The organism is Mesorhizobium metallidurans STM 2683 (assembly GCF_000350085.1).
GTDB classification, from domain to species: domain Bacteria; phylum Pseudomonadota; class Alphaproteobacteria; order Rhizobiales; family Rhizobiaceae; genus Mesorhizobium; species Mesorhizobium metallidurans.
The window spans coordinates 1-15,734 of record NZ_CAUM01000094.1 but is presented as its reverse complement, the minus strand read 5'-3'; the positions used below and the strand labels follow the sequence as shown (position 1 = coordinate 15,734).

At 62.5% G+C, this 15,734-nt stretch carries 10 protein-coding genes and 3 pseudogenes; 4 read left to right on the top strand and 9 right to left on the bottom strand.

The genetic code is table 11. The features are described 5' to 3' along the window. Positions 1-724 (bottom strand): PmbA/TldA family metallopeptidase (locus tag MESS2_RS14665; RefSeq protein WP_040593122.1); only part of this gene is annotated, 724 nt, incomplete at its 3' end. Positions 725-949: 225 nt separating this feature from the next. On the opposite strand from MESS2_RS14665, the gene MESS2_RS14660 reads away from it, so the two are divergent. Further along, positions 950-2,410: a phospholipase D-like domain-containing protein gene (locus MESS2_RS14660; protein WP_008875134.1), complete on the top strand. Its 1,461-nt coding sequence runs from the start codon at positions 950-952 to the stop codon at positions 2,408-2,410. 26 nt (positions 2,411-2,436) lie between these two features. Then, positions 2,437-3,237 carry an endonuclease/exonuclease/phosphatase family protein gene (locus MESS2_RS14655; protein WP_008875133.1) on the top strand — a complete coding sequence of 267 codons (801 nt, stop codon included), beginning with the start codon at positions 2,437-2,439 and terminating at the stop codon, positions 3,235-3,237. 41 nt (positions 3,238-3,278) lie between these two features. On the opposite strand, the gene MESS2_RS14650 is transcribed toward MESS2_RS14655, so the two are convergent. Further along, positions 3,279-5,255: a BTAD domain-containing putative transcriptional regulator gene (locus tag MESS2_RS14650; RefSeq protein WP_008875132.1), complete on the bottom strand. Its 1,977-nt coding sequence runs from the start codon at positions 5,253-5,255 to the stop codon at positions 3,279-3,281. Positions 5,256-5,412: 157 nt separating this feature from the next. On the opposite strand from MESS2_RS14650, the pseudogene MESS2_RS14645 reads away from it, so the two are divergent. Together MESS2_RS14645 and MESS2_RS14640 are read left to right on the top strand one after the other, a co-directional pair. Further along, a pseudogene (locus tag MESS2_RS14645) lies at positions 5,413-6,129 on the top strand (DMT family transporter); the annotation flags it as partial. 246 nt (positions 6,130-6,375) lie between these two features. Next, positions 6,376-7,143, top strand: a pseudogene (locus tag MESS2_RS14640) (DUF1194 domain-containing protein); the annotation flags it as partial. A gap of 92 nt (positions 7,144-7,235) precedes the next feature. Here MESS2_RS14640 and MESS2_RS14635 read toward each other — a convergent pair. From MESS2_RS14635 to MESS2_RS14600, 7 genes and pseudogenes are all read right to left on the bottom strand, one after another. Further along, positions 7,236-9,228: pseudogene (locus tag MESS2_RS14635) on the bottom strand (glycoside hydrolase family 127 protein). A gap of 28 nt (positions 9,229-9,256) precedes the next feature. Continuing rightward, positions 9,257-10,114 carry a carbohydrate ABC transporter permease gene (locus MESS2_RS14630; protein ID WP_008875128.1) on the bottom strand — a complete coding sequence of 286 codons (858 nt, stop codon included), beginning with the start codon at positions 10,112-10,114 and terminating at the stop codon, positions 9,257-9,259. After that, a complete protein-coding gene (locus MESS2_RS14625) occupies positions 10,114-11,043 on the bottom strand; it encodes a carbohydrate ABC transporter permease (RefSeq protein WP_008875127.1) in 930 nt (309 codons plus the stop codon). Before MESS2_RS14625 ends, MESS2_RS14630 begins: the two co-directional genes overlap by 1 nt. A 275-nt stretch (positions 11,044-11,318) precedes the next feature. After that, on the bottom strand, positions 11,319-12,563 hold the full coding sequence (locus tag MESS2_RS14620; RefSeq protein ID WP_425277755.1) for an ABC transporter substrate-binding protein: 1,245 nt from the start codon (positions 12,561-12,563) through the stop codon (positions 11,319-11,321). A 62-nt stretch (positions 12,564-12,625) separates the two neighbouring features. Further along, the gene (locus MESS2_RS14615; RefSeq protein WP_008875125.1) at positions 12,626-13,675 is read right to left on the bottom strand and encodes a LacI family DNA-binding transcriptional regulator; all 1,050 of its coding nucleotides are present in this window, start codon (positions 13,673-13,675) and stop codon (positions 12,626-12,628) included. A gap of 563 nt (positions 13,676-14,238) precedes the next feature. After that, positions 14,239-14,484, bottom strand: coding sequence for a hypothetical protein (locus MESS2_RS14605; protein ID WP_008875122.1), 246 nt, complete (start codon positions 14,482-14,484; stop codon positions 14,239-14,241). Between the two features lie 279 nt (positions 14,485-14,763). After that, positions 14,764-15,663, bottom strand: coding sequence for an HNH endonuclease (locus MESS2_RS14600; protein ID WP_008875120.1), 900 nt, complete (start codon positions 15,661-15,663; stop codon positions 14,764-14,766). Between the last annotated feature and the right edge of the window lie 71 nt (positions 15,664-15,734).

Genomic DNA, 15,734 nt, shown 5'->3' with positions numbered 1-15,734 from the left:
CGCGCGGGTCGAACACCACGTCGACCGGCCCGGTCGCCGCCTTACGCGCGCCGATGCGCCGCGCGGCGCGCTCGCCGGCCTTGCGGCCGATGTCCTCCGGCGCGTCGAGGTCGGAAAAATGCTGGCGCGAGGAGAATTCATAGTCGCGCTCCATGCCGGTGCCCTCGCCGGCGATGACGCTGGTCGAGCGCGAAAAGCGCGACGCGACATACTGGCCGACGAAGCCGTGCGAGGTGGCGAGCACCAGCCCACCGAAGCCCGCGCTGGCGCCGCTGCCGGCCGAATTGGTGACGCCCTTGACGGCAAGGGCCGCGGCTTCGGCGGCGAGCGCTGCTTCCTTCAACTGATCGGCGGAGACTTGCGTGGCGTCGAACAGATCGAGGTCGCGCGGTTTCCCGACCAGAAGCGCCGGATCGGCGAGGCCCTGATAGGGATCTTCCGGCGAGACCTTCGCCATCGCCACGGCGCGTTCGGCGAGCAGCTTCGGATCCGATGCCGCCGTCGCCGAGACGCTCGCCACCCGCTTGCCGACGAAGACGCGCAGCGAAACATCCTCGCTCTCGGACGCCTCGGTGGCCTCGACCTTGCCAAGCCGCACCGACACGCCGGTCGAGCGGCCGCGCACGGCCACGGCGTCGGCGGCATCGGCGCCGGCGCGCTTGGCGGCCTCGACCAGGGCGGCGACGCGGTCGGTCAATTTCGCTGCGTCGAGCATATCGGTCATGGTAATGATCCTGCTTTTTCAGCCGGCTATGGGACGGCCGCTGCAGCACCATCTATTGTTCCCATGCCGCTTCCGCAATGGGCGAAATGGCAGGTGCGCCAACCACGACCACCGACTGGCGACCCGCTCTGCCCCTGGACAGTGAGCGCAGGGCACAGCCCAATGCGAGCCCATCAAGATGAGCATGCATTGCGTTCTGCGACCGCACACGGGATAGTTTCGGCAATGTTGCAGGCCCTAGCGACCCACTGGCCCCAGATCCTCGCGATCATTTCAGGGATGATGGCGACAGTCGGCATCGTCCATGCCGTCATGACGAAGGAAGACGTGCGCGCCGCCACCGGGTGGGTGGGCGTGATGCTGCTTTCGCCATTCCTTGGGGCAGTCATCTATGCCATCGCCGGCATCAATCGAATCCGCCGCGCAACGATCAGCGCCATGCGGCCCTTTCCCAGCGAGGCGGCTTCGGCAAAGCACGACCGCGACATCGCCACGGAGGCATTGATCACAGCACAATACGGCCAGCGGTTTACCGGACTAAAGACATTGGGCGACAGGGTGGCGCGGCGCCCTTTGACTTGTGGAAACGCCATCTCGGTCCTGAAGACGGGCGATGAGGCCTATGCGGAGATGTGCCGGGCGATCGACAATGCTGAGCGCAGTGTCCTTCTCGAGACCTACATCTTCGACAATGACGCCGTCGGGCGGCTTTTCGTCGAATCGCTTGGCCGCGCTGTCCGCCGCGGCGTGACCGTGCGCGTGCTGATCGACGCGGTCGGCGTGCGCTACTCGGTGCCCAGCATCCTTAGGCGGCTCAAGGAGGCAAGCGTCACGGCCGATCTTTTCAACGGCAACATCGTCATCGGCCTGAGACTTCCCTATGCCAATTTGAGAACCCACAGGAAAATCCTGGTCATCGATGGCATGGTTGCGTTCACGGGAGGCATGAACATCCGCAAGGGCTTTTCGGCCGAATTCGCGGGCTCCGACAGCTCCAGGGACACGCATTTCCGGGTCACCGGTCCGGTGGTCACCGACCTTTTCTCGGTTGCGGCCGAGGATTGGCGTTTCGCCGGCAACGAGACACTGAAAGGCGACGCCTGGCAAATAAAAGACCTCTCGCCGCCGCCCGGCCAGCCGATGCTGGTGCGCGCCGTGGCAACGGGGCCGGATGCCAGCAACGAAACGAACCACAAATTGCTGATCGGGGCATTTTCGGTTGCCCGCAAATCGATCCGCATCATGTCGCCTTATTTCCTGCCGGACCGGGAACTGATCAGCGCGCTGACGACAGCCGGCCGGCGCGGTGTCGAAATCGATATTGTCGTGCCGGCCGTGAACAACCTTTTCCTCGTCGACCGCGCGATGACGGCCCAGTTCGACCAGGTGCTGAAGCATTATTGCCGCGTTTGGCGCCACGAGGGCTCATTCGACCATTCAAAGTTGATGTCAATCGATGGCGTGTGGGCCTATGTCGGGTCGTCCAATCTCGATGCCCGGTCGCTCAGGCTGAATTTCGAGATCGACATGGAGGTTCTCGACGCCGGCTTTGCCTCGGAGGTCGAGGAGAGGATCGGTTCTGCGATCGCCCGCGCCGTGCCCGTAACGCTCGAAGCCCTGCAAGCACGGCCATTCATCGTTCGCCTGTTCGACCGTGTGCTGTGGTTGGGATCGCCCTATCTCTAGAAGCAAGGGAATAAGCAGCAGCCCGCATGCATAAAAACGAACGCAGCCTTCCGGAGACCGTGCTCGTGTCAATCCGCGGCAGAAATGCGCGGAAGGCAAAATCCGAGCAGCGCAAGCGGACTGACAACACCGAAATGGTGGTAGCCTCCTATAACGTCCACAAATGCATCGGCGTCGACCGGAAATTCGATCCCGAACGCACCGCTCGCGTCATCCGGGAAATCAGCCCCGATGTCATCGCGCTGCAGGAAGCCGACAATCGCTTTGGTGATCGTGCCGGGCTGCTCGACCTTGCCCGCCTCGAAATGGAAACGGGGCTGGTGCCGGTGCCGATTACCGGAAACGGCAAGGGACATGGCTGGCGCGGCAATGTGCTGTTGTTCAAGCGCGGGACCGTGCGCGACGTGCACCAGATCAAGCTGCCGGGGCTCGAGCCACGCGGGGCGCTCGTTGCCGAGATCGATCTCGACGAGAAACCGACACTGCGCGTCATCGCGGCCCATCTCGGCCTGCTGCGCCACTCGCGCTCCGAGCAGGCCCGTGCCGTGCTCGATATCATGAGCAGCGCCGACGAAAGGCCGACGCTGCTGCTCGGCGATCTGAACGAATGGCGGCTGGGAAATCGCTCCTCCCTGAACACGCTGCATACGACTTTTGGCCCGTTGCCGCCGGCGGTTCCCACCTTTCCATCGAGCCTTCCGCTGCTGGCGCTCGACCGGATCATGGCCAATCGACACGGCATGATCTCGACCGTCGAAGCGCACGACACCCCGCTTTCGCGGGTTGCCTCCGATCATCTGCCGCTCACGGCTTTCGTCCGACTGTAGCAGCGCCGCCTGTGTGGGTGGCACTCGAATTCAAAGGGAGGCTAGGAACTCGGAAGGCCTGCTCTTGACAGCATTTCGAGCAACCGGGAGTGGTGATAGTCCTTCACGTAGCGTGGCAAGAAGCCAGGGCAGACATTGCTCAGATTGAGATGTGGAAGCTGTGACAGGCAATGATGAATGGCCCGGGAAGCCTCTTCGTTGTTACCAGTTGCCGACGCGGCCGCTGCCCAATAAAGAGCGCCACGAACGAAGCCCGGCTTTGTCCTGACCACCTTGCGGGCGACTTCGAGCGCCCGTCGGTCGTTCCCGTCGGCGAACAGCGCCACAACCATGCTGTTGTGGCGCCAGAAGTCGATAACGTCATGCGTTCCGAGCCGGATCGCCTCCTTCGCCTCGTGCAGCGCCTCGCTGACCTGCCCGCGTAACGCATAGAGTTCCGCAATATCTCCGTGGCCACTTGGATAGCTTGGGTTGAGGCTGATTGCGTGGCGGCATTCTACAATCGCCTCCTCGATACGGCCGGCGCCTTCCAAAGCGAATGAGAGAATGCATCGAGCAATCTCGTCGTCCGGCACCGCCCTTACCGAGGCTTGCCCAAGCTGCAGCGCACGCTCGATGTGCTCCTGCGTGCCAGGCAGCGCACCAAAAGCAACGCTCATCGAGATTGCAATAGAGAGCGTGCGCTTTGCACGGGCATTGTCGGGCCCAATCGAAAGGGCCTTTTCCGAGAGTTCCACTCCCATCAGGAGCGAGTCCCGCGTCATCTCGAAATACTTCATGAGCGCTTCATTCACCAACCTGCGAACTTCGGGGGCGCCCGGTGGGCTTTTGTCGCGAACTTTCCAGTTCGTCAGCTGAAGTTCGAGGATCACGGCCAGCACAACCGACTGTGCGATCCTGTCCTGGAATTCGAGTGCGTTCTCTGAGTGGCCGTCGAATTTCTGAGCCCAGACATTGTGGCCGCCGGCGGCATCGACAAGCTGAACGTTTACCCTCAGTTCGTCGCCGGATCTCTGAATGCTGCCGCTGAGCGTATAACGGGCCCGAGGCGACCCCGACGTCTTCGGTTCATCGCCTGCCTTCTCCAGGGGCGGAAGCCCTGAGAGCACGACATAGTCGGCCACCTCGGAGAGAGCCGTGGTGACATCATGGACGAGGCCCTTGGCGAAAAAGTCGTCGCCTCGCTTTCCTGTCAGATTGACGAAGTCGGCGACACTGATGGAAGGGCGCTCGGGGCGCTGGCCGGCCGGGACACCATTTGCCGGCTGATTTGATGCGGTATCGGCAACAGACAGCAAAGATTGCCAAAGCGCACGCGTCTCCGCACTGGCGTCCACACCGAACTCCCTCTTCAGGACGCTCCTGCAAGTCTCGTATGTCCGCAACGCCCTCTCCCGCTGGCCACCGGCAAGGAGCAGCTCCATCTTCAGCCGGTAAGATTCCTCCCGCGTCGGTTCCATGGCCAGAATTCGATCGGCCAGGACGAGCCCCGTTTCAACATCCACGAGACGCGCGAGCTTTTCGAAGGACTCAAGCGCGCGGCTCAGCAACCGTTCGCGTTCCGACGCGACCCAGTCATCGAAAGTATTGATCCCCAGATAGAGGCCATCGAGAAAGGGCCCGGTATAAAGAGCCAGAGCCGTTTCGAGCTCTTGCGCGGAGCGGGCGGAAAGCCCCGATTCAAACTCCTCGACGTCAACCCGAACCGCGTCCGGACTGAGGCCGATCAACTCCCTGCGGGAATGGATGAGATCCATATCCACTCGCGACAGATCCCGGCGCAGGACGCTGAGGGTCTGCCGCAGACTGTTGCGTGAGTGTTCACTGTCGCTGTCGCCCCACAGCAGGTCAGCTAGCCTTTCCCGTGTCGCCGCCATGCCGGGACAGCGGGCCAGATAAGCAATGATTGCAGGGCCTCGTTTCCCGGTCAGCCAGAGCGGACCGGCGGTTTCACTTTCGATCCGGAAACCGCCGAAGAGCGAGATTCTATTTGCAGCGCCGCTTTCCCCACTTTGCATTTGCTCTCCCAGCCTGACGAAATTCTAACTCAAAACTAACGGTTCGCAAACTGTAGAGCCCCGCGCTCAAGCGCTAACGTGACGCACTTCATTTAGACATTCCTGAATTAGGGATAACTGGACCTCTAGCAGGGTTCTGGCCCGAGGGGTGCGGCGAATGTCAAAGCTCACAGCCAATTTGCTGCTCCTGTTTGCCGCCGCCTTGTGGGGCTTCGGTAATGTCCCGCAAAAGACGGTGCTTACACACCTCGACGCGCTGAGTGCCGTTGGACTGCGCTGCCTGATCGGCGGGCTGCTTGTGTTGCCCTTTGTCTTGATGGAACGGCGACTGCCGGCCGTGACCGGCCATTTTTCCAGCCTGGTCAGGGTCAGCGTCCTGTTTGCCATCTCCATCACGCTTCAGCAGCTTTGCTATCTCGGCGCCACCGTCACGAATGCAAGCTTTCTGATAAGCACGGCAACGGTGATGACACCGCTGGCCGCGTGGCTGCTTGTCGGCGAACGTCCTAAAGCGAACCTCATAATTGCTGCCGGGTTGACGGTGGTCGGCTGCCTGCTCTTGTCGGGCGGGATCGCTGGTCTCAGCGGCGGCGATCTCACCGCCATCTTGTCGGCCGGGTGCTACGCGCTGTGGGCGGTCGAGCTCGCCCGGCATATGCAGGCCCATGGATGTCCCTTCACGGCGGCGGCCGTGCAGTTCCTTGGCGCCGCCGCCTTCGCGCTGCCGATCGGGGCAATGCTAGGCAATTTGTCAGTAGCCGCTGCCTTCGCGGCCGGTCCTGAACTGGTGGTGCTCGGCGTGTTCTCCACCGCGGTCGCATTCGGCATACAGATAGCCGCCCTGCGCTTCACCTCGGCCAGCCATGCCGCCCTGATCGTCAGCGCAGAAAGCGTCTTCGGCGCCATTGGCGCGACGATCTTCCTCGGGGAGTGGAACTCCCCCGCGGGCGCATTGGTGCCGCGATCATTCTCGGCGCGATCCTGTCCGTCGCAATGTCGAACCGGCCGCTGCCGGCACGCGCGCCCTTGCCGGATGTCTGAAACGGAGAGAGTCATGTTCGGAATTTCACATCAGAACGCCGGTCCCGAAGCGGCCTGCCGTCGCGGGCAGGTACGGACAATGCCTGGAGGCAGTCCTCCAACGTCGGCGGGCCGACCAGATGCAGGGCGGGCAAGGCGGGCCAGCCTGTTCCTCAGGCTGGCGGGAGGCCTTGCCGCTTCAGTGCCTTGGGGGTTGCCCGCCCATGCGGCCAACGTTGATGTCGCGATCGTGTTCGCGGTCGATTTCTCGTCGTCGATCGACCCGAAAATTGCCGACCTGCAGCGCGAGGGACATGCCGCGGCACTCACCTCGCCCGAGATCATTACCGCCATCTCGCGGAATTATCTTGGCTGCATCAGCGTTGCCTATTTTGAATGGTCGAGCCCCGGCAGCGCACGCACCGTGCTGCCATGGACAAGCATTTGCGGACTGGAAGATGCCAAGGCGGCTGCGTCGGTGATCCGCGAGACAGGCGATACCGGATATGCCCGCAGAGGCCGGCGCGGAACATCGGTTTCCTCGGCCATCGACGTCGGAAGTCTTCTGCTCGACCAGTTTCCGGGAAACGCGATGAAGAAAGTAATCGACATCTCTTCCAATGGCGAGAACAACGACGGGCTTCCCGTTCAGCCGAGCAGGGAGATTGCCATCGCCAAGGGGTACACGATCAATGCGATCGCCATTCCAGCGCAAGATGAGGATCCCAGGCAACCGCTAGCATCCTACTTTGCCCAATCCGTCATTGGCGGCTCCCAGGCCTTCGTCATATCGCCGACGGGGCCGCGCGACTATGTCACTGCCCTTCGCCGGAAGCTGGTGACCGAAATCAGCATGAACCTCGGCCCACAAATTCCGGCAACAGGGGGATGGGCGCTGCTCACTCCCGTGGTTGGGGCATTCAATAAGCCTGGACGCTTACCAGAAATTGGCCGCAGCCCTCACCCGTCCCGCAGCCACACCAGCATTTCGCCCGGCTCGCGGTTGTCCCAGGCAAAGTACGGGACGGCCTTCAGCTTGGCTTCCTTGGTGGCCGGCGGAGCGGTGCGGTAGAGGCCGTTCTCCCAGTTTTCCACGGCCTCCTTGCTGCCCATGGCCGAAAGCGTGACGACCCCGCCCAGCAGGTTTTGCTCCTTATGTGCCTCTATCCTGGCCGTGCGCGGGAGCGTGATGCGGTGGAGCTGGCCGGCATTGTCGGTTTCCTCGACGCAGTAGATCAACGGACCGCGCGCGAGCGCCACGCGGCCGATATCCTGCCGCACCTCAGGGTTGGCGAAGAGACGGGCGATCGACATTTCGAGATCGAACTCGACGCGGTCGCCCTTGCGCCATTCGCGCCGGATCGCGGCATAGCCGTCGCTGGTGACGGTATCGAGATCGACTGGTGCGCCATTCACCTTGAGCGCCGCCTTGCGGCACCAGGAAGGGATGCGCAGATGCAAGGTGAAATTCGACCGGCGCTTCGGGCTCGACCTGGATCGAAACCGCGCCGTCCCAGGGATAATTGCTGGTCTGGACGAGTTCGACCTGCCGGCCCGCTACTTCGAAGCGGGCGGTCGAGTCGCCATAGAGATGAACGGCGAGCGCATCGTCCGACAGGCCGTAGAAATAGCTGCCGATCGAGGCGACCATGCGGCCGATATTAGGCGGACAGCACGGGCAGCGGTGCCATTTCCAGCGATTGTGCTTGCCCCGGCTCTCCAGCGGATTCTCGTAGAAGAACAGCGAGCCGTCGAGCGACAGGCCCGAGATCGAGCCATTGTAGAGCGCCCGCTCCATCATGTCGGCATAGCGCGCGTTCGGCCCCATGCCGAGCATGCGGCTTGCCCAGAACACCAGGCCGACGGCGGCGCAGGTCTCGGCATAGGCGGTTTCATTGGGCAGGTCGTAGTCAGCCGTAAAACCCTCATTGTGCGCGGACGGGCCTATGCCTCCGGTGATGTAGAGGTTTTTCGTCGTCAGATCGTCCCAGAGACGGTCGAGCGCCACCCTGAGTGTGTCGTCGCCATATTCGGTGGCGATATCGGCCATGCCGGAGAACAGATACATCGCCCGCACCGCGTGGCCGACGACCTTGTCCTGCTCGCGCACAGGTCTATGCGACTGGCTGTATTCGTAGGTCTTGAAATGATAGGCCTTCGGGTCGGTACCGCGTGCGCGCGCCTCCTCGTCGAAATAATGCGGCTGCCGGCCGCGCTGGTCGATGAAGTATTTTGCCAGATCCATGTATTTCTGCTCGCCCGTTGCCCGCGCCAGCTTGACCAGCGCCAATTCGATCTCCTCATGGCCGCAATAGCCCTTCTTCTTGCCGGGCTCGGGGCCGAAGGTCTCGGCGATGTGGTCGACATAGCGGCACATTATGTCGAGCAGCTTGCGTTTTCCCGTGGCCTGGTAATATGCGACCGCGCCCTCGATCAGATGGCCGGCGCAATAGAGCTCGTGGCAGTCGCGCAGGTTGGTCCAGCGCTTGCCGGGCTCAATGCGCTGATACCAGCTCGACAAATAGCCATCGGGCTGCTGCAGCTTGCCGTACATGTCGATGACGGCATCGATCTTACTTTCCAGATCGTCATTGCGGCGGCGGTAGAGCGAGTAGGCCGCGGTCTCGATCGTCTTGCCCCAGTCGGAATCCCAAAACATCTGGGTGGTGACCGTCGAGCCGGTGAATTCGGCGCCCTGGCTTGCCGCCTCGTCGGGTGAGGGAGAATGGAACGGGATGACGACGCCGGGCGAAGGCCGGTCGGGGTCGATCTGCTCCAGCATGCGCGCCTCGACGCAGCGGTCATAGAGGATGTCGGCGGTGCGCGAAGCGACCGCATCGACACGGTCGCCCCAGAAGCCTCTGATATCGACCTGCGGCACGGGAAGCGGCCGGAAGGCGAGCTTTGGCCTGCCCGAGGCGGCGATCTTTTTGGCGGATTGCGATGCGGTCATCAACTTAACTCCGTTCGAATGCGATTGGTCATTTGATGGCCCCTGCCATGAGGCCGCGGATGTAGAAGCGCTGCAGCAACAGGAAGAGGATCAGGCACGGCACCATCATCACGGTGACGCCCGCCTGCACCGCGCCCCAGTCGATGGCGCCGAAGCGCCCGGACTGGAGTGCGGTCATCATGATCGGCAGCGTGAATTTCGACTGGTCGGTCATCAGCACCAGGGCGGCCAGGAACTCGTTCCAGGCGCCGAGGAAGGCGAACAGCGCGATGGTGACGATGCCCGGCCAGACCAGCGGCAGCATCACCTTCAACAGCATGGTGACGTTGTTGGCGCCGTCCATGCGGGCGGCCTCCTCGATCTCGCGCGGCACCGCGTCGAAGGCGTTGCGCATCATGAAGATCGAGAACGGCAGTTGCAGCGTGACATAGACGCAGACCAGCCCGGTCAGCGTGTTGTGCAGGCCGATCTTGGTCAGCACCAGGAAGATCGGCGTCAGGATCGACTGGAACGGGATCATGATCGTCGACAGGATGACGATGAACAGCGCATCCTTGAACGGAAAGCGGAAGCGCGAGAAGCCGTAGCCGGCAAGCACGCCGACAATGACGGAAAACACCACCGTCATGACAGAGACATAGAGGCTGTTTTGCGCCGGCAGCCACAGACCGTCGCCGAAGGTGTTGAGCGTGGCGTAGTTCTCGACCGAAAAACCGGTCGTCGGCCAGGGCGGCAGCGGCGGCAGGCGCGCTTCGCCGGCCGGCTTGAAGGCCGACAGCACCGTCCAGACGATCGGCGCCAGGAACAGCAGCGAGGCGACGATGCCGGTCGCGTGCTCGGCGAGGCCAAGCCAGAGGCGGCTGCCGCGGCTTCTTGCCCGCGCCATCAGTCGACCCCCTCGGGCTTGCGCAGCAGCCAGAGCTGGACGAGGCTGAGCGCGACCAGGATGACCAGCAGGATCATCGACAGGGCGGCGCCATAGCCGAGCTTGAACGACACGAAGGACTGGTTGAAGATCCAGTAGACGGCGGTCAGCGTCTGGTTGCGCGGGCCGCCGCGCAGGATGATGTAGAACTGGTCGAAGGCGAGCACGGAGCCCGCGACCGACAGGATCAAGGCCAGTGCCAGCGTGCGGCGCATCAGCGGCAGCGTGATCGCCCGGAAGCGCGCGAACGGCCCTGCCCCGTCGATCATCGCCGCCTCCTGCAGGTCGGGCGGGATCGACTGCAGGCCGGTCATCAGGATGATCATGGTGAAGCCGGCGACCTTCCAGACGACCATGGCGATGATCGACCAGAAGGCCGGCTGGAAGGTGGCGAGCAGATTGACCTTCTTCTCGGTCAGGCCGAGTTCGAAGGCGGCCGGGCTGAACAGGCCGGAATCGACATTCAAGAGCCATGACCAGAGCAGGCTCGCCGAAGCAAAGCCGACGACAGCCGGCATGAAGAAGGAGGTGCGATAGAAGCCGGTGAGCTGGCGCGGCCGCTCGATGAACAGCGCCAGCGGAAAGGCGACGGCGAAGATCGCGATGGTGACGATCACCGTGTAGTAGCCGGTGAAGCGCAGCGCGTTCCAGAATCTGTTGTCGCGCAGGATCGCCCAGTAATTGTCGAGGCCGATGAAGGAGTGCGCGCCCATCAGCGGCCAGTTGTGCAGCGACATCCACGCCGTCATGCCGAGCGGGATGATGAAGAAGACGGTGACCAGCGCCACCGCCGGCGCGACATAGAGCAGGCCGATCCACTGCCGGCGGCCGGCGCCGACGAGTTTTCGCCGGCGTGCGGGGGCGGAGGTGGTTGCGATGATGGTGGTCATGGCTTGCCGCTCGGGGTTTGAAGCGCAATCGCATCGGGAGAAGACCCCCTCACCCGGATTGCCAACCGAATTGCGAAGGGCAATTCGGGGCAATCCGACCTCTCCCCGAGGGGAGAGGAGGCCGCCGGCGTCGATGCCAGCCTCTTCTCCCCAGCGGGGAGAAGGTGGCCGCGAAGCGGCCGGACAAGGGGGTCTTTTCCCAACGCGATAACCCTGCATTGATGGATCCGGCCGCCCGACCAGGGAGACGGGCGGGCGGCCGGATCGGCGCCAACCTACTTCTGCGGCGCCTGGTCGATGATCGACTGCATGGTCTCCTGCGCATTCGATATCGCGCCGTCGACATCGTCGCCGAAGAATACCTCGTTGACCATCTGCGTCCACGGGCCGTTGGCGGAGTTGATCAGATCGTTGAACACCACCGAATAGGGCGTGCGGCCCTTGGCCATGGCTTCGGCGGCGATCTGGTAGCGCGGATCGAGATCTTTCAGCGCGTCCTTGGCGATGTCGCCGCGCACGGGCAGGCTGCCGTATTTGGCCAAAATGGTCTGGCCTTCCAGCGAATAGGCGAAGTCGAGGAACTCCTTGACCACAGGAAGCTTCGTGGTGCCCTTGGTGACGACGAAATTGTCGCCGCCGGCAAAGGACGACCAGCCGCCATCCTTGCCCGGCAGGAAGGTGACGCCATAGTCGACATCGGGATATTGCGTGTTGAGCGCGCCGATGGCGAAGGCGCCGGACGGCGAAATGCCGATATTGCCGGCGGCAAAGGCGGCAAAGAAGTTGGAGCCGGTGTCAGTCTGCGCGCCCGACGGCACCAGATCCTTCTTGACCATCGAGCGGTAGAGGTCGATGGCGCCGCGCAATTGCGGGCTGTCCAGCGTCGCCTTGGAGCCGTCTTCCGAGAGGATATCGCCACCCGAGGCCCAGATCAGCGGGGTGAAGGTGAAGATGTTGCAGCCGCCGCAATTGCCGGAGAAATAGAATCCCTTGATGTCGCCACCGAGCGCGTTGACCTTTTCGGCGTCGGCTTCGATCTCGGCCCAGTTCGTCGGTCCCTTCTCGGGATCGAGCCCGGCCTGCTTGAACAGCTTCTTGTTCCAGATCAGCACCGAACTGTCGGCCGAGAATGGCAGGCCGTAGATGCGGCCCTTGTAGGTGCCGGTCTTGACATGGGCCGGCGACAGGCTGGCGAAATAGGGCAGCGATTTCGCCCAGTCGGTGATGTCCTCCAGCTGGCCGGCGGCGGAAAAGGCCGGCGTGTAGATCAGGTCGAGCGACAGCGCGTCGGGCGCGGTGCCGCCGGCGGCCGCCGCGCCATATTTCGGGATGATCTCGGCATTGGGGATGATGTCGAGCTTGATCTGGTTCTCATGCCCCTTGTTGAAGGCATCGACGATGCGCGGCATGAAATTCGAGCCGTCGGCGCGCACCCAGATGTTGGCGGTCTCGGCGGCGGCAGGCCCAACTATTGCTAACGAGCCAAAGATGCTCGCGGCCAGCGCGAACCCTGCGATCATGGTCTTCATGGTTCTCCTCCTCATGGTTTTCCTCCCAGTTCGGCAGCGCTCCCGCGTTGCCTCTAGCCGCCTGGCGGGCGGCCGCATGACTGACGCACCACTAGCCGGCACGGCAGTTTCCTGATGCCCGGCTCGGCGGGTTTGCCGCCGACGAGCGAAAGCAGAGCGAGCCCGGCCTCGCGGCCAAGTGCTGCCAGGTTCATGTCGACCGAGCTCAGCGGCGGGCGCGTCGCCTCGGCCACGATCTCCCAATTGTCGAAGCCGATGACGCCGACATCGTCGGGCACGCCGATACCGCGCTCGCGCAGCGCATCGATGACGCCGCGCGCGATCTGGTCGTTGCCGCAGAACACGGCATCAGGCGCCCCTTCCCTGCCCGCCTTGGCCCCGAACAGTTTTCCAACGGCCTCATGCCCCCAGGCTTCCGACCACGCGCCGAGCAGCGGTTCGATGACCGGCAGGCCGCGCTCGATAAGGACATCGCGGTAAGCCTGCGCCCGCGCGTGCACCACGGCGAAGCCGGAGGGACCGCTGACATGGGCGATGCGCTTCTTCCCCAGCCGGCAGAAATGCTCGACCGCCAGCCGCGCGCCACCGGCATCATCCGACACGAACGCGATGGCGCCGGGATCGGGCTGGGTGAAGGCATAGATCACGGGAATGCGCAGATTGGCGAGATCGACCGGCAGATGGCGGTCGATGCGCTTGCCGGTGGCGATGATGCCGTCAACGCGCTTGTCAAGCATGGCCTCGACATGCAGCTGGGCGAGCCGCGTGTCGTCCTCGACGTTGCACAGGAACACCGAGACGCCGGCATCGACCAGCGCATCGGAAACACCCGACATCAGCGGCAGCGAGAAGCGGCCATAGGTATCGTTGGTGAGCAGCCCGACGGTGAAGGAGCGCCGCCGCAACAGGCTCTGCGCCAGGCTGTTCGGCCGAAAGCCCAGCCGCTGCGCCGTCTCGCGAATCCGCGCGCGCGTCTCCGCCGTCATCCGCCCCTGTCCGTTCAGCGCTTTCGAGGCCGTGGCGACACTGACGCCAGCAGAGGCGGCCACCTCGCGGAGGGTGACCGGTGTCTTGGCGGGCGCTGGCGAGGCGTCGGAGGACATGGCGGGCGGCGAATTCCTTAGTTGGGAAAAGGTTTTCTCTTGTTGGCCTGCGGGGTGGCGAGTGGTGAGGTAAGCGGATGCGGGGCGATTTGGGAAAAGGTTTTCTCAGAGGGAGATTAGGGGAAGGTGAAAGGGATGGCAAGGGGGAATGGCGACGTTTGCCACGCCGAGAAATCCGCTCTCTGTGACTGCTTTCCGGCAGAAGGTCGGAGGCGTCACATCCTGAACCAGAAGCCGGCCTTCGCTGACCTGAAGCCCCGTATCGTCACGATTCGAGCGCACTGCCCCGCTTAGGAACACTCGCGGCTTATGCTTGAGAGTGGAGGTCGTGGGCAATCAGCCGCTTGTGTTGCGAGTCGACCCGAGTCGTTGTGCACAGCTGATCCAGCGGCATTTTGACGTGGGCTTCGTCAAGCGGGATTAGCGCGTAGTAATTGCCCTCACCGGCTTGTGGGATGGGTGCTGGGGCCGACTTGTCATCCTCGGGGTCATGTCTTGAGGCGGCAATGATGACTCCGCGAGAATCGTATACCGTGTGAAGCAATATTGGCATGTCTCAGCTCCTAGGGAGAACTTAGCGCCGCGAATATTATCTGCATATCGTCTGATGCGTTCGTCTGTATTACCTCGGTATGACCTGTCTGGTCGATGTAGGTATACAAACTTTCCCAGCGCAAAGTGGCCGTGCGAAGGACGACCGCCGCACGTACCGAGTACCCCCAATAGGCGTTGCCTGTTCCGAGCTTCCAGAACCACACCATTTGGCTGCCGGCTCGTTGGAAAGTGGGTTGAGTGATGAAGGTGGCCAAGGAAAGTCTCCTTGCAGGTGATTTCGGTAGAAGCGAGGTTTTGAGGAATTGTCTTGCAACATGGCATCCGGCTGCCAGGGGATAGGCAATACGAGCCCCCTCGGACGGACAGGCATTTCAACCGCGCGAGGCTGAATGTGCGGGAGAAGGAGGCACGGGTCAAGCGTCAATCGGTACAACGGGCTGCTGCGCACGCTCATGCGATGGCAATCCCTCACGACGCATGAACAAGACCATCATGATGTTAGCGTGCGTCTCTCAACCCGACCAGACGCCGACTCATTGCTTGAAGCAACGCTCACGGTGCCATTGCAAGAAACGAGGGTGCGGGCGTTCGAACTGTCGGCCCGGCGGAAGTGCGCGGCGCGTCTTGTTTATGAACGCCCGCACGCTGTCGAGGTCGTTGACCTGCCGCGAGATCAGAATTTCCAAGTCATCGGATAGGCTGATCAATCCGCGATCGAACATCCAGTGCGCGGTACCGGAAAGGGCGATCCCATTGTTGATGACATCAGGGCCGCTCGCTTCGACCGGTCGAATATGGGCGGCTGAAACCTCTGCCCGGCCGCGGCCATTTATCAACTTCAGTCCGGTGATCGCGCAGCGCTCGTCATAGGCGCGTAAGACGATTCGACGGAAAATGCGATCCCGCACGATCCGTGATCCGAAGTAGTTTACGCGATCACGGCTCCGCTCGAATTCGAATGGCGCCTGCTCGTCCTGAAAACCGGTAGATGTGCCGACCTCATCAACGCGCGGCAGCAATAACTCACTGGTGTCCTGGCCCAGATCGATAATGCGGTTGAAATCGGCTGGACTGATTGGGCGGACTGCCGATTGAGCGCGACCGGAAATCCGTCCTTGGTCATTGAATAACCCTCGTTCAACGAGACCGTCGGGCCCGTTGAATGGAACTGGGTTGACGAAATCGAGGTAGCTTCCGGGCTCAATCAGGGCAAGGTACATGCCAGCCGTCACGGGATCAGGAATGATCTCTTGGACTTTAGCCATGGCGAAATACCCGCGTGTCTCGCTTACCTTGCTGGGCTCGTAATAAATGATCGAGTCGCCGACGCATGCTTCGACGCGACGCAGATACTGGCTGGGAAACTGGTATTGCTCAGCAGGACTGTCGTCGTAGATCGAATCTTGTCGGTGGATGAAGACCCCAAATCCCATGATCTTCCTGCGATGTGTTCTTGGAGGGTACCTGCCTCGGATGTGATACCAGAACCCGAGACTGACTGCTT

Bases quoted from the DNA above. Each gene is read 5' to 3' on its own strand.
- MESS2_RS14660 (WP_008875134.1), top strand. From the start codon at position 950: ATGTTGCAGGCCCTAGCGACCCACTGGCCCCAGATCCTCGCGATCATT.
- MESS2_RS14655 (WP_008875133.1), top strand. From the start codon at position 2,437: ATGCATAAAAACGAACGCAGCCTTCCGGAGACCGTGCTCGTGTCAATC.
- MESS2_RS14650 (WP_008875132.1), bottom strand. From the start codon at position 5,255: ATGCAAAGTGGGGAAAGCGGCGCTGCAAATAGAATCTCGCTCTTCGGC.
- MESS2_RS14630 (WP_008875128.1), bottom strand. From the start codon at position 10,114: ATGGCGCGGGCAAGAAGCCGCGGCAGCCGCCTCTGGCTTGGCCTCGCC.
- MESS2_RS14625 (WP_008875127.1), bottom strand. From the start codon at position 11,043: ATGACCACCATCATCGCAACCACCTCCGCCCCCGCACGCCGGCGAAAA.
- MESS2_RS14620 (WP_425277755.1), bottom strand. From the start codon at position 12,563: ATGATCGCAGGGTTCGCGCTGGCCGCGAGCATCTTTGGCTCGTTAGCA.
- MESS2_RS14615 (WP_008875125.1), bottom strand. From the start codon at position 13,675: ATGTCCTCCGACGCCTCGCCAGCGCCCGCCAAGACACCGGTCACCCTC.
- MESS2_RS14600 (WP_008875120.1), bottom strand. From the start codon at position 15,663: ATGGGATTTGGGGTCTTCATCCACCGACAAGATTCGATCTACGACGAC.